Here is a 14,129-nt window from a genome sequence, read left to right as displayed (position 1 = left end):
GGGAGCGCTGCGACTCGCCCTGATCGCGGCCGAAGACCCCAGCGGAAGCAGGATGTCGTCGGATGGGCAAGCCGCAAGCGCCACTGCTGTACGGTCGCGACCCTTTGGTGGGCTCACTCATCCCCTCGCTCACCGGCCTGGCGTACGACGAACGTGCGCGCAGGAAGAGGGAGTTCGGCGACGATGTGCCCGTGGTCCTGCTCACCGGGCAGCACGGGCTCGGGCGCAGCGCGGTCCTCGACGGGCTCGCACGGAAGTACCACAAGCGGCTGCCGCTCGCCCATGTGCGCGCCGTGCCGCCGGGGACGTCCGCCGCCGGACCCGTCGTCCCCGCACTGCCCGGGAGCGTGCCCGCGGCGCCCGCCGCCGACTTCGTGCAGGTCCTTGAACGGATCGTGTGCGCGCTCGCGCCCGAGCTCGGCCTGTTCCCCGTTCTGCTGCCGGGTCTCTTCGCGGTCTCCGGCTGGTTCCTGGGCGACGTGGACGTGCGGGATGCCGTGTGTGCGCGCCACGCCCGGCTGCTGACCGCCTGCGGCCTTATGGCCGGGGGCGAGCGGGACGTGGCGCGTCAGTGGTCGGAGCGCGTCGAGGCGTCCATCGCCGAGGCCGCGGGAGCGGCGGCCGCCGGAGCCGCACCGGAGGACGACGACGGCTCGCAGCCCGTCACCGCCGCCATCCTGCGGGAGCTGCAGTCCCTGCGCGGCCTCACTCCGGCCCGGAACTGGTACGGGCAGCGGCACACCACGCCGGACGGTGCCACCACGAAACCGGACGCCCTGCTGGAGCTCGGGCGGCGCTTCCACCGGGGCGGCGACTATCAGCACGCCGTCGAGAACATCCTCATGGCCGCGTTCCTGGAGGAAGTGGCCGCCGCCTACGGCCTGCTGCGGCACCTGAACCGTGAGCCGTGGCCGCTGATCCTGCTCGACGAGGCGCACACCCCGGCGGGGCACCGCTTCCTGAACCTGCTTCTCGAACACCGCGCCACCGCGCCGCGGCCCCACCGCGACCGGATCGCCGTCGTCGCCACGCGGCTCGGGGACGTACCGCAGGAGGAGGCACCGCAGGCGGTCCGGCGCGAGCTCGCCGACCTGCTGCCCGCCGCCGGTGGCACGCGGCGCAAGAACGCCGCCGCCATCTGGCAGCGCACCGGGCACGACCCATCGGCGGGGCTGCTCGTCGTGCCGCTCACCCCGTTGGGCAGGGACGACGTCCTTTCGATGCTCGACCGGGCGTCCTCGCGGCTGCTCCATCCCCACCTGGCGTCGGCCCTCCACTCACTGACCGGGGGACACCCGGCGGCCAGTACCGTGCTGTGCGAAGCCGTGGTGCACGCGGCGCGCCAGAACCGCATGGTGGCCCCCAGGGACCTCCTCGATCTGCCCACCGCGCAGGGGCGCCCGGTCACCCAGGTGCTCCTTGAGGATCTGCTGCCGGACCGGCGCCAGCGTGACCGGCTCGTCGTGCTGTGCCTGGCGCGGGACAACGCCGCGGCGGAGGCGCTCGCCGAGAATCTGCGCCTCGACGGTCCTGAGCAGCTGCCCGCGAACGCGGCGGCCCAGTATCTGGTGGAGCGGCACTGGCAGCAACTCATCTTCACCGACGCCCCGTTGGTGGAGAGCAGACTGCTCCAGGCGCTCCTCGTCCACGAGGCACGCCGCACCTCCCCGCCGCCGGACGACCCGTACAGCTGGCACCAGATCCACCGCTACCTCCATCTGCACCACGTGCAGCGCGCCGACACCGAGGAGGCGGACGCGCTGCGGCACAGCCTGGCCACCGGCAACGCGGCCCAGGTGGTGGAGATGCTGGCGGACGAGTTCGGTGCGGAGGAGGCGGAACAGAGCGTCGAGCACTGGCTGCTCTGTCTGCGGCACTGCGCCACCGCCCCGACCCCGCCGGCGGGGGGCGCGGGTTCGGCCCCGAACTCCGAGTACAGCGAAGGAAATTGGGTCGACCACCGGGTGGAGATCGCGCTGGGGGAGCACGCCGCCCGCTACACCCACCTCGACGAGGCGGGCCGCTGCATCAACCGGCTCCTGCACGCCCTGTGGTATCTGTCCGAGCCGTATGCCGACGCGGCGATCGACCCGGACGCCGAAACCCTGTGCCAGGCGGTCGGTGACGAGCTCGGGTTCCTCTCCCGCCGTCACCGTACCTGGTACGCAGCCCTCGGCAGGGCCGCCCGCGACTGGCCGGTGGCCGCCCGCAAGCGGCAGGTCCTGCCCGTCCCCGCCAGTGAGGGGTCATGATGTTCAACCACCCGCCCAAGGAGTGGGGCCCTCTCGAATGGCTCGTGACCGCGGTGGTGGCCCTCGCGCTCGCCCTCTCCGTCATCACCTGGAACAACTCGCGCCCCGGCCCGTGCGGTGACGGCCTGGAGGAAATAGCGGGGGAGTGCATCGGGGTCACCGACCAGGCCTTCGACGCGGACAAGGAGACCGAGGGCCTCATCAAGGCCGTGGCCGACGAGAACGCCCGCGTCGAGCAGGACTGGGAGAACCCGCCGGACGGCAAGTCCCACACCCCCTACGTACGCATCGCCCTGATGATGCCCTTCACGTCGGACGCCTCCAGCGCGATGACCGGCGACATGATCCGGCGCGCCCTCGCGGGCGCCCACGCGGCACAGCTGCAGGCGAACAGCGCCAGCGGGCCGCACTACCAACTGCTCTTCGCCCCCGACGGCAAACACCTCGACAAGTGGGAGCCCGTCGTCGACCGTCTCGCCGAGATGACGCGGGACACCGACGCCCCGTTGGTCGGAGTCACCGGCATCCCGAGCAGTACGACGGAGACGCGCGAGGCGGTCACGGAGCTCACCAAGCGCCGCATTCCCACGGTCGGCCCGGTCATCACGGCCGCCTCCATGAACTTCCGGTACTTCTTCAAGACGTCACCCAACAACGAACAGTTCGTCAAGGCCCTGTCCCACTACGTCGACCGCTATCCGCAGGAGAAGAAGGGCCTGCTGCTCTGGGACAGCCGTGAGGGAGACGTGTACTCGAAGAATCTGCGCGAGATCTTCGACCGGCACTTCGGCAAGACGTACGACCTGAAGAACCACAACTCCCACTACATCGGTTCGTCCGGCGAGGACCAGGGAGTCCCGCAGCGTTTCGCCGACGCCGTCGCGAGGATCTGCCGGGACAAGGCGGACACCGTCTTCTTCGCGGGACGCGACCAGGACCTGCCCGCATTCATCAACCGCCTTGCCAATGAGGGCGGTTGCACCCGCAGCGGCAAGCTGCGGATTCTCAAGGTCGGTATCGGCCTGGAGCCGACGCTCACCTCCGCCGACATCGAACGCAGTCTGCGCAGGGCCAACGCCACGATCGTCGACGCTTCGGCCTACGACCCCGGCTGGTCGAAGGACCCGGGCGGCGCGCCCTCGGGGTTCTCCCCGTTCCAGGCGCGCTTCGACACGATCGACAACGAGCACGACCTGGGGCCCAAGGCCTTGGCGGACGGGTACGCGGCCATGTACTACGACGGCTTCGCCCTCCTCGTGTCCGCCGTCGACCGGACGTACAGCGAGATCAGCGAGGACGGCAAGAAGACCCCCGCGAACCGCCTTCCCTCCACCAAGGACGTGTACAGCACGCTCACTATCTCGACCATCAGCGGCGGGACGTGCACCGGCTGCCTCGTAGGCGCCGGCGGCACCTACGGCTTCACCGGCCCCGGCGAGAACGATCAGTGGGCGGTCTGCAAGCCCGTACCGATCATCGAGTTCCCTCCGGTGTCCCGCTCGGACGAGAAGGAGAAGCTGCCGCTGTACAGGACGTACCGGGGGGACAAGGCGAAGGCCTGCCCGACGTGAGCGCCGGGCAGGCGACTACGCGGGGACTACGCGGGGAAGCCGCCGTACGGCACGGTGATGAGCTCCATGGCGTGCCGCGACGGATCCAGGAAGTACATGCCGCGACCGCCGTCGTTGGTGTTGATCTCACCGGGCTGCTTCTGATGCGGATCGGCCCAGTGCTCGACGCCGAGCGCCTTGATCTTCTCGTACGCCGCGTCGAACTCCGTCTCGGAGACCAGGAACGCGTAGTGCTGCGGGGTGATCTTGTCCGCGGGGACGGTGGCGAAGTCCAGGGTGACTCCGTTGCTCAGGGCCACCGCGATGAACGGGCCCCATTCCGAGGCGATTTCGAGGCCCAGAAGGTCCGAGAAGAACTCGGCGGACTCCCGGTTGTCCCGGGCGTGGATGATCGTGTGGTTCAGTTCGACCGACAAGGAATGCCTCCAGAAGGCATCTCCCGACACCTCCATGCCTCACCCGGCCGGTGACCGACACGCGATGTCGCCGTGGATCTTAGACACGGCGACATCGCGCTGTCGAGGTGTTTCCCGGGGCGATGGTGGCCCGTTACCGGAGGATCACCCTTCTTCCCAGCGCACGCTGCCGACACCTGAGCCGGCGAGGCAGCGGGCGCTCGACACGTCGGACTCACCCGGCTTCAGGGTCTTCCAGTCTCCGTAGGCGTCCGGCCAGCCCCCGCAGACCACCACGACGCGGAAGGCCGTCACGGCATCCGTGTTGTTCGTGCAGTGCGCGTGGCCCCAGTAGCCGTCAGTGTCCGTGCTGCAGCTGAGGGCCTTGACGGCCGCGGCCGGTTCCTGCGGCGCCGCCGCCGCGCTCTGCGTGACGGCGAGCACCGCCAGCGTCGCGGCCACCATGCCCGCGAGCTTGGGGGTGAGCCCGGAAATACGGCGAGTCTTGTTCATACGTGGATCTCCTGTTGAGGCTGCGTCGCGCCGCACCGGATGTGCACCGCTTTCCGCACTGCGGTGATGCTTTCGAGCGGCCCTCTCATGCCGCTCACGCGCTACTCACTCGACACTCACCTCTGGTGATGGGATCATGACGCAGTGTGACTGGAGTGAGGATCGCGGAGTTCGAGTACAGGCTTCTGGGACCGCTTGAAGTGCTGCTCGACGGCGCGCCCGTGGCGATGCGGGCAGCCAAACAGCGGGCCCTTCTGGCGTCGCTCCTGGTGGACGCGAACAAGGTCGTCTCCACCGACACCCTGATCGACAGACTGTGGGAGGAGCCCCCGGACGGCGCCCGCAACGCCCTGCAGAACTACGTCCTGCGGCTGCGCCGCACCCTGGGCGGTCCGTCCGGCGGACCGATCCGCACCTGCGCGGACGGCTATCTCATCGACGTGCCCGAAGAGGCCCTGGACCTGCACCGGTTCGACGCCCTGGTCACCCGGGCCCGGTCCGCCGCGGCGGCGCGGGCGACGGAGCGGGCTTCGGCGCTCCTCGGCGAGGCGCTGGCACTGTGGCGGGGGGAGCCGTTCTCGGACGTTCCGTCGGAGCGGCTGCGCCTTGAGGTCGCGCCCGCGCTGAACGAACGGCGCCTGGGCGCCCTTGAGTTCCGCACCGACGTCGATTTCCAGCTCGGACGGCACGCGGACGTGCTGCCGCGGCTGCGTGAACTCACCGCCGCCCACCCGCTGCAGGAGCGCTTCTGGGCGCAGCGCATGCTGGCCCTCTACCGCTCGGGCCGACAGGGCGAAGCCCTGGACTGCTACCGGACCGTCAGCGCGCTGCTGCTCGACGAGCTGGGCGTCGACCCGGGTGCGGAGCTGTGGCAACTGCACCAGCGGTTGCTCACCGCGGACCCATCGCTGACCGCGCCGGCGTCACCGAACGGCCCACGGACCGAGGGGAATCTGCCCGCCGAGACGACGACGTTCATCGGCCGCGAGAGCATGCTCCGCACCACACGGAAGCTGCTGGACAGCGCACGGCTCGTCACGCTCACCGGCCCTGGCGGAGTCGGCAAGACACGCCTCGCCCTGCGCTCGGCAGCCGAGGCCGCCTGGGCGTTCCCGCACGGGGCATGGCTCGCCGACCTCGCGCCCCTCACCGAGCCGCAGCTCCTGGACCGTGCGGTCGCCGAGGCGTTCGGCATCCCCGACCAGTCCTCACGGGACGGCACGGCGGTGCTCGTCGAGCACCTGCGGGAGCGGCGGCTGCTGCTGGTCCTCGACAACTGCGAGCACGTCGCCGAGGCGGCGGGACACCTCGTCAGTACGCTGCTGCGCTCGGCGCCGGGACTGCGGGTCCTCGCCACGAGCCGCCAGGGACTGGGGGTCCCGGGTGAGTATCTGCAGCCCGTACCGCCGCTGGCCGTCCCCCAGGACCGGGGCGCGGCACCGGCGCTGACGCGCTGTGAGGCGGTGCGGCTGCTCGCCGACCGTGCCGCGGCCTGCGCCCCGCACTTCCGGATCACCGCACGCAACCAGGAAGCGGTGGGCCGCCTGTGCCGTCGCCTCGACGGCATTCCCCTGGCGATCGAACTGGCCGCGGTGCGCCTCGGCACGCTCTCCGCCGAGGAGATCCTGGAGCGCCTGGACGACCGGTTCCGGCTGCTCTCCGGCAGCGGGGCGCGCACCGGACCCCGGCACCAGCGCACCCTGCGCGGCGTCGTCGACTGGAGCCACGACCTGTGCGACGAACGCGAAAGGAGCTTGTGGGCCGGGGTGTCGGTGTTCGCAGGCGGATTCGACCTCGCGGCGGCCGAGGCGGTGTGTCCGGGCGAGGACACCACCCGCGAGGACATCGTGGACGTCCTCGCGGCCCTGGCGCACAAGTCGCTGCTCACCGTCGACACCACCGGCCCCCGAGCGAGGTATCGCATGCTGGAGACCCTGCGCCAGTACGGGCAGGACAGGCTCCGCGAGCGCGGCGGGGACATCTCGCTGCGCGGGCGCCACTGCGCGTACTACGCGGACATGACCGCGAGGGCGGCGGCGCGGTGGTGCGGGCCCGACGAGGTCGCCTGGCTGGCCCGGCTGCGCCTGGAGTCGCCGAACCTACGGGCGGCCCTGGACTTCTGCGTCACGGGAAAGGGCGACGCGACGGCAGGCCTCGCCATCGCCGCCAGCCTCACCCGTACGCGGTACTGGTTCTTCAGCAGCTCGCTGGGCGAGGGCAGGCACTGGCTGACCCGCGCCCTCGACCTCGCCCCGCAGGCCCCCGCCCCGCTGCGGATCGGCTGTCTGACGCTCGCCGCCTGGATCGGCCTGTGCCAGGGGGACCAGCCGGCCGCCGAGCAGTTCCTCGCCGATGCCGTGCGGCTCGGCGAGGGCAGCGCGGACGACGAGGCACTGGGTGTGCTCGCCTACATGGACGGCGTCTTCGCCTTGCTCATCCACAAGGACGTACGGGCCATCCCGCTCCTGGCGCGGGCCAGGGAGGGGTTCCGGGCCGGTGGCCAAGTGGGCGACGCCCATATGGCGACGATGCTCTGGGCCATGGCGACGGCCTTCCTCGGCGAGCGGGAGCCCGCCTTGGCGGCAGGGCGGGAGTACGTGACCGAGGCCGAGGCCCATGGCGCGGGCTGGGCACACTCCTGGGCGCTGTGGGGCATGGGGCTCGCGGAGCTCCGGCACGGCGACCCGCACCGGGCGGCAGGGCTGTTCCGTGACTCCCTGCGCAAGCAGTGGGCCATCGGCGACCGCTGGGGGACCGTGTGGGGCGTGGAGGCCATGGCCTGGGCCGTGTCCGCCACCGGGGACCACGGCCGCGCCGCCAGGCTGATGGGGGCGGCGGCTCGGCTCCTGCGGACGACGGGCGTCGCGCTGACGGGCCTGCGGCCGCTCCACGACGCCCACATCGAGGTCGAGCACCACGTGCGCCGCGCTCTGGGCGAGCGGGCCTACGCGGCGGCCTTCGCGGAAGGGGAGGGAACGCGTGACCCCATGCGGCTGGTGCTGGGCGGGACCGCGGTGCGCTGAGTCAGCGCCGTGCGGCCCGGGAGAGGGACAGGAAGGCGGTCCAGGCGTCCGGGGCCACGGTGAAGTGGGGGCCGTCCGGGTTTTTGGAGTCGCGGATGTGGATGGCGGTGGGGTGGGCGGCGACTTCTAGGCAGGCGCCGCCTTCGCCACTGCTGTAGCTGGACTTGAACCACTCAAGCGCGTTGCTGCCGCTCATTGTTCTCCCAGCAGTCGGTCCAACAGGTCCCGCCCGCGCCTTCACGCGCGCCGCGCTCGGACGTACTCCGCGTCGAAGTGCACGACAGTGGCGGCGGATGGCCCCGGCTCGGCGTCGGCGAGGACGGTGACGCGGAGTCGGGGCGTGGCCTGCTGATCGTGGTGGCCCTTGCCGACAAGTGGGGGGTGGCGGAACGCGACCCCGGCAAGGTGGTGTGGTGCGAATTTGCCGCGCGCCTGTGAGCCAGTTGCAAAAGAGTTCCGCCGATACGCCGTAATCACGGCGTATCGGCGGAACTTCTCTGCAACTCCCTCGCGACGGGGGGGGTCAGCTCAGGAGCTCGACCTCCGCCAGCGTCGCCGAGCCGTCCAGCACGAGGCGGTAGTGCTCGTAGCCGGCCGGGTCGGCGATCGTGAACGCCCGCGTCTGCTTGTCCCAGGCGAAGGACTCGTCGGAACGCTTGTCGAGGTCCGTCCACTTCTCGCCGTCGGCGGAGCCCTGGAGGACCCAGCTGTGCGGCGCCTTCGCCTTGTCGGACGACGACGTCAGCGTGTACTGCACCGCCTTGGTCGAAGCGGCCACCGGCAGCTCAACCGACTCCGAAGTCGCCTCCGTGGCCGAGGTGTTGTCGAAGAGCGCGCCGTCACCCTTGATGGCGTCACCGCGCGGCGACGGCACCTTGTCGTCCTGCGTGACCGACGTCGGCTGGGCATCCTTGCCCGTGCCCCACGACGACGGCTCGGGGCCCATGTCGAACTCCAGGACGCCGCCGCGTGCGATCTCCTTGTGGGGGAGGGCCGTCGAGGTCCACTTCTTGCCGTTGACCCTCAGGCCCTGCACGTACACGTTCTTCGCGCTGTTCTTGGGCGCCTTGACGACCAGGTCGCGGCCGTTGTCCAGGTGCACGGTCATCTTGGTGAACTGCGGCGACCCGATGGCGTACTCGCCGCTGCCCATGACCAGCGGATAGAAGCCGAGCGAGGAGAAGAGGTACCAGGCCGACTGCTCGCCGTTGTCCTCGTCGCCGTGGTAGCCCTGGCCGATCTCGCTGCCGGTGTAGAGGCGGGAGAGGACCTCGCGGACCTTCTCCTGCGTCTTGGACGGCTCACCGGCCGCGTCGTACATGTAGGCGGCGTGGTGGGCGACCTGGTTGGAGTGCCCGTACATGCCCATGCGTACGTCGCGTGCCTCGGTCATCTCGTGGATGACGCCCCCGTAGGAGCCCGCGAACTCGGCGGATCCCGTCTCCGGAGTGGTGAAGTACGAGTCCAGCTTGTCCCCGAGGCCCTTGCGGCCGCCGTAGAGGTTGGCGAGGCCGCGCGAGTCCTGCGGGGCGGTGAAGGCGTAGCCCCAGGCGTTGGTCTCCGTGTAGTCGTGACCCCACACGCGCGGGTCGAACTTGTCGGAGGGGACGCGCCAGTCGCCCTTCTTGTCCTTGCCCTGGAAGAACCCGGCCTTGTCGTCGAAGAGCTTCACGTACTCCTGGGCGCGGTTGAGGAAGTAGGCGGACTCTTCCTTGTAGTGCTTCTTGCCCGTCTTCTTGAAGAGGGCGTCGCCCATGCGCGAGATGCCGTAGTCGTTGAGGTAGCCCTCAAGGCCCCAGGAGAGGCCCTCGTGGGTCTCGCTGGAGGTGTAGCCGAGGAAGGGCGACGTCTCCATGCCCTTGCGGCCGACGCCCGAACTCGGCGGCACCACCGTCGCGTTCTTCAGGGCGGCGTCGTACGCGTCCTCGGCGTCGAAGTCGACACCCTTGACGTACGCGTCGGCGAACGCGACGTCGGAGGAGGTTCCCGTCATCAGGTCCGCGTAGCCCGGCGAGGACCAGCGTGAGGTCCAGCCACCGTCCTTGTACTGCTGGACGAAGCCGTCGACCAGCTCACCCGCCTTCTTCGGCGTGAGGAGCGAGTAGGCGGGCCAGGTCGTGCGATACGTGTCCCAGAAGCCGTTGTTGACGTAGGGCTTTCCGTCGACGATCTTCGCGCCGGTGTGGGTGGGCGTGTCGGGGCCCGTCTGCGGCGAGAAGGGCGAGGCGTACTGGTACTTGGTGCCGCCGTCCGCCTGGGCGACCTTCTCGAAGCCCGAGTTGGGGTAGAGGTAGAGGCGGTACAGGCTGGAGTACAGCGAGGTCCGCTGGCCCTCGCTCGCGCCCTGGACCTCGACCTTGCCGAGTATGTCGTCCCAGCTCTTCTGGGCGCGGTTCTTCACGCGGTCGAAGGAGGTGCCGGACGGGATCTCGCTGTCCAGGTTGGCCTTGGCCTGGTCGAGGCTGATGAGCGAGGTCGCAAGGCGCAGGTTGACCGTGCGGTCCTTGCCCGGCTTGAAGCGGAGGTAGCCGGTGACGTCGCCGCCACCGCCGCCGTCGAGCTTGCCGCCCGCTGCGACGGGCGAGTCGAAGGTCCCGTACACGAAGAGGCGGCTGGCGCCGGCGGAGAGCCCGGACTTCACGTCCGAGAAGCCGCTGACGATGCCCTTCTCCTTGTCGAGGGTCAGGCCGCCCTTCTCCGAGACGTTGTCGAAGATGACGCTCGCGTCGTCACCGGGATAGGTGAACTTCATCATCGCCGCGTGATCGGTCGGCGCCATCTCGGCCTTCAGGCCGTTCTCGAAGGTCACGCCGTAGTAGTGCGGGCGTGCCGTCTCCTTCTCGTGCTTGAAGGGCAGCGCGCGCTTGGTGCGGGACGCGGACGGGGTGTCCTTGTCGACCGACGGCATCATCTGGAAGGTCTGCCGGTCGCCCATCCAGGGGCTCGGCTCATGGCTCGCGCTGAACGCCTGGATCGTCGGCAGGTTGTCCGCGTTGTTGCCGCGCGCGTAGTCATAGAGCCAGCTCAGGGAGCCCGCGTTGGTCACGGGCGTCCAGAAGTTGAAGCCGTGCGGGACGGCCGTCGCGGGGAAGGTGTTGCCGCGCGAGAAGCCCCCGCTCGAGTTGGTGCCGCGGGTGGTCTCCGCGTAGTCCGAAGGGTGGGCCTTCGGCCTCGCGGGAGCCTTCTCCTTCAGGGAGACGTCGTCCACCCAGCCGCGGAACTTCGCCGGGCCCTTGGGGGAGTCGTACGCGACGAGCACACGATCGACGGTCTTGCCGCCCGCGACCTGCCCGATGCGCGAGGCCACGTTGTTCCACTGGTTGACGTAGAGGCCCTTGGAGGCGCCCTGACCGCGCGGATCCAGCGGGAAGCCGTGCTGGTCCATGGCCTTGAGGTCACTCAAATAGGTGCCATCGGTGAAGGCCAGGTCCACGGACACGTTCGTGGCGTCGTAGTCGAGGTCGCCCTCGGCCATCGACGGGAAGATCCGGTAGGAGAGCTCGGTGTCACGCCGCACCGAGACGTTCACATCGAAGACCTTGTTGTACGAGTAGCCGCGGCCGTCCACCTTGTGGGTGCCCGCGTAGCGCAGCGCGTGCTTTCCGGTGAACCCGGCGCCCGACTTCGCGGTCGGGGAGCCGCTGGGGCCGCGGTCCACGAGAGAGAGCATGTCCTCGGGGACGGGCGTCTCGCTGCCGCCGACGGAGAGCTGGACGTCGGAGAGCTGGAGGGCGTCGGACGCGCCGTTGTTCGCGGTGACGTCGAGGCGGTAGTGCGCGTACGCGGTGCCGTTCTCGAACTCGTACTTCTTGGTCTGGTGACGCTTGTCGAACACCTCACCCTTGCGGGTGTCGAGCGTCTTCCAGTCCTCGCCGTCCGTGGAGCCCTGAAGGGTCCAGTCCTTGGGGTCGCGCTCGTCGTGGTCGTTGGCCGAGGTCAGCGCGTACGTCACGGCCTTCGCGGGCTCGTCGAGGTCGAACTCGGCCCAGCCGGTGGGCGCGAAGGTCAGCCACTTGCTGGTGGGCTCGCCGTCGACGAGGTTCTCCTTGACCTCACCGCCGCCCGAGTTCTCCCCGCTGGCCCGCACCTCGGTGACGTGGTCGTTCACACTCCCGGGGATGCCGGAACTGAACGCGCCGTTGACACCGGCGGTCCGCTTCTTGCCGTCGGCCCCCGTGTCCACGGTGTTGAGCCAGTCCGGCTGGGCGTCCCCCTCCTCGAACGAGGAGACGAACTCCCGGGAGGCCCGCGGCGGCTCCTCCGGCTTGGCGACGGCCGCGCCCTGCGCCGTCGCCACGAGAGTGAACGCCGCCGCCCCAAGGACCGCGGCCGAACGGTGGCGTCTAAACCGAGGTCTGCGTGATCTGTCGGGCATCCCCGAGCCCCTCCCTGCGTGTTGGACAACGTTGTCACATCGCTGCGCAAGGTCCAGTAGGGCCGCAAGTTGCCAGTGGTGTCAAGGCTGTTGGAGCGACGGCTGGACCCCCCAGAAGGAGCAATTCAGGAGAACGACCGGAGCTCCTCTCGTACTTACGATGCCGACGTACCCTGGGCGGCCGTGCCATCACGATGGCTGCAGCGGCAGGCCGACAGGCAACCGCTTCTGTCGTGAGGAGTCAGAGAATGAGCCCTGACACAGCCGTGTCCGCCGTGGTGGCACAGCAGCATCTGGAGGCCGAGCAACTGTACTTCCAGTTGCTGATGGCCCCGCCGGACGATCCCTTCCCGGACTACAACCGCCTGCGGGAGATGGCCCCCGCCCTGCTCACCAGCGACGGCAGCACGCTGGTGCTGACCAGGCATCAGGACGGTGACGCCGCCCTGCGCAACCGCAACTTCGGCAAAGGTGACGAATGGCTGCGGCTCCACGTCAAGGACATACCGGAGGCCGAGCTGCGGCCGGTCATGGAGCGCATGCAGCGCAGCATGATCCTGACCAATCCGCCGGACCACACCCGGCTGCGCCGTGTGGTCAGTTCGGCCTTCACGGCCCGGCACGTGGCCGCGCTGCGGCCCTCCATCGAACGCTGGAACAATGAGCTGATGGACCGTCTCGTCGCGGATCCCGGCGGCGACTTCATGACCACCTTCGCCATGCCGCTCCCGGTCCATGTCATCTCCGACCTGCTGGGCGTCCCGGAGGCCGACCGGCCGGTGATCGCCCCGGCCATTCACGACATGGGCCTGCTCATCGAGCCGGCGGCGACGTCCGACGAGATCGTGCAGGGCGCCAGGGCGGAGAACAAGCTCGCCGCGTACTTCTCCGAGCTGCTCGCCGAGAAGCGCAGGAACCCGGGCGACGACATGCTCAGCAGGCTCATCGCCTCCGAGGCCGACGAGGTGCTCGACGAGACGGAGGCCATAGCCACCGCGATCCTGCTCTTCGCGGGCGGGAACAAGCCGACGGCCAACATGCTCGGCAACGGCCTGTACGCGATGCTGCAGACCCCGGGCGCGCTGGAACGGCTGCGGGCGGACCGTGCGCTGATCCCTTCGGCGGTGGAGGAGATGCTGCGCTACGACGCGCCCGCCCATGTCGACATCATCAGTGTCCTGAAGCCGACGACCTTCCTCGGCGCCGACCTCACGGCGGGGCAGAACGTCATCATCATGCTGGGGGCGGCCAACCGCGATCCGGAGGTGTTCGCCGATCCCGACACCTTCGACGTGGGCCGTACCGACAACCCGCATCTGTCGTTCGCGGCGGGGCCGCACTACTGCCTCGGTGGTCCGCTCGCGCGCATCGAGGGCGAGGTCTTCCTGAACCGGCTGCTCGACCGGTTCAGCGGTGTGACCCTGGGGGAGCCCGAGCTCTGCCCGGGTCTGGGGCACCACGGTTTCGAGCGCCTGCCGATCACGCTGCACGCCTGAGGGCGGGGGCGGTCACTCGCCGCCCACGGGGCGGTGCGCGGCGAGTGACCGGACGCGAGGGATCAGGCCTCGTGCGTCCGGGTCAGCTGGTGGATGCGGCGTACCCGCTTCCCGTCGTCGGCGAGTTCGGCGAACACGTAGAAGTCCACGTCCATCGCGCCGCCCGCCCGCGTCACCGCGTGGAAGGTGAGCCGGGCCGCCACCGACGCTCCGTTGTGCACGGCCTCGTGCACCTCGTAGTGCGCCTTCTCGAAGGTCTGCTTGGCGGTGGGGGCGTGCTCGGCGAGTTGCTCCCGGTTCATCTCGGTGCCGTCGGCGATCTGTACGAAGTCCGGCGTGTAAAAGCGGTCAATGCTTTTCTGCGGGTCTTCGCTTCCGAAAACAACCTCCTTCACATACGAATTGAAGAATTCGGAGACCAGGGACTCGGGAGTGCGCTCGCTGTCGACTGTCATGCCGTTCCTTCCGGTCTTGCCCGTCGATGAGTGAATACCCTCCCCAGGT

General features: G+C 69.7%; 10 protein-coding genes. 5 read left to right on the top strand and 5 right to left on the bottom strand.

Going from position 1 to position 14,129, the window contains the following annotated elements:
- Positions 1 to 62 precede the first annotated feature (62 nt).
- On the top strand, positions 63 to 2,252 hold the full coding sequence (locus ACGFX9_RS31565) for an ATP-binding protein (protein ID WP_393480568.1): 2,190 nt from the start codon (positions 63 to 65) through the stop codon (positions 2,250 to 2,252).
- The gene (locus tag ACGFX9_RS31560; protein WP_393480563.1) at positions 2,249 to 3,823 is read left to right on the top strand and encodes an ABC transporter substrate-binding protein; all 1,575 of its coding nucleotides are present in this window, start codon (positions 2,249 to 2,251) and stop codon (positions 3,821 to 3,823) included. The genes ACGFX9_RS31565 and ACGFX9_RS31560 overlap by 4 nt, the downstream gene beginning before the upstream one ends.
- A gap of 26 nt (positions 3,824 to 3,849) precedes the next feature.
- Here ACGFX9_RS31560 and ACGFX9_RS31555 read toward each other — a convergent pair whose 3' ends face one another.
- Together ACGFX9_RS31555 and ACGFX9_RS31550 are read right to left on the bottom strand one after the other, a co-directional pair.
- The gene (locus ACGFX9_RS31555) at positions 3,850 to 4,239 is read right to left on the bottom strand and encodes a VOC family protein (RefSeq protein ID WP_393480558.1); all 390 of its coding nucleotides are present in this window, start codon (positions 4,237 to 4,239) and stop codon (positions 3,850 to 3,852) included.
- Positions 4,240 to 4,383: 144 nt separating this feature from the next.
- Positions 4,384 to 4,731 (bottom strand): hypothetical protein, encoded by a 348-nt coding sequence (locus ACGFX9_RS31550; RefSeq protein WP_393480555.1) that lies wholly within the window; start codon positions 4,729 to 4,731, stop codon positions 4,384 to 4,386.
- 146 nt (positions 4,732 to 4,877) lie between these two features.
- Between ACGFX9_RS31550 and ACGFX9_RS31545 the strand changes: the two genes are divergently transcribed.
- Positions 4,878 to 7,754: a BTAD domain-containing putative transcriptional regulator gene (locus ACGFX9_RS31545; RefSeq protein ID WP_393480552.1), complete on the top strand. Its 2,877-nt coding sequence runs from the start codon at positions 4,878 to 4,880 to the stop codon at positions 7,752 to 7,754.
- A 1-nt stretch (position 7,755) separates the two neighbouring features.
- Here ACGFX9_RS31545 and ACGFX9_RS31540 read toward each other — a convergent pair whose 3' ends face one another.
- A complete protein-coding gene (locus tag ACGFX9_RS31540; RefSeq protein WP_393480549.1) occupies positions 7,756 to 7,950 on the bottom strand; it encodes a DUF397 domain-containing protein in 195 nt (64 codons plus the stop codon).
- A 77-nt stretch (positions 7,951 to 8,027) separates the two neighbouring features.
- Here ACGFX9_RS31540 and ACGFX9_RS31535 point away from each other — a divergent pair, with 77 nt between their 5' ends.
- Positions 8,028 to 8,192: an ATP-binding protein gene (locus tag ACGFX9_RS31535; RefSeq protein ID WP_393480544.1), complete on the top strand. Its 165-nt coding sequence runs from the start codon at positions 8,028 to 8,030 to the stop codon at positions 8,190 to 8,192.
- 85 nt (positions 8,193 to 8,277) lie between these two features.
- Here the strand turns inward: ACGFX9_RS31535 and ACGFX9_RS31530 are convergent, their stop codons facing one another.
- The gene (locus tag ACGFX9_RS31530; protein ID WP_393480539.1) at positions 8,278 to 12,129 is read right to left on the bottom strand and encodes a GH92 family glycosyl hydrolase; all 3,852 of its coding nucleotides are present in this window, start codon (positions 12,127 to 12,129) and stop codon (positions 8,278 to 8,280) included.
- Positions 12,130 to 12,377: 248 nt separating this feature from the next.
- Here ACGFX9_RS31530 and ACGFX9_RS31525 point away from each other — a divergent pair, with 248 nt between their 5' ends.
- Positions 12,378 to 13,625, top strand: coding sequence for a cytochrome P450 (locus ACGFX9_RS31525; protein ID WP_393480535.1), 1,248 nt, complete (start codon positions 12,378 to 12,380; stop codon positions 13,623 to 13,625).
- Positions 13,626 to 13,687: 62 nt separating this feature from the next.
- On the opposite strand, the gene ACGFX9_RS31520 is transcribed toward ACGFX9_RS31525, so the two are convergent.
- Positions 13,688 to 14,080 (bottom strand): nuclear transport factor 2 family protein, encoded by a 393-nt coding sequence (locus ACGFX9_RS31520; protein WP_393480530.1) that lies wholly within the window; start codon positions 14,078 to 14,080, stop codon positions 13,688 to 13,690.
- Between the last annotated feature and the right edge of the window lie 49 nt (positions 14,081 to 14,129).

The sequence above is a fragment of the Streptomyces sp. NPDC048436 genome, assembly GCF_043200355.1.
GTDB lineage: Bacteria > Actinomycetota > Actinomycetes > Streptomycetales > Streptomycetaceae > Streptomyces.
This window is presented reverse-complemented; position numbering and strand designations above follow the sequence as displayed.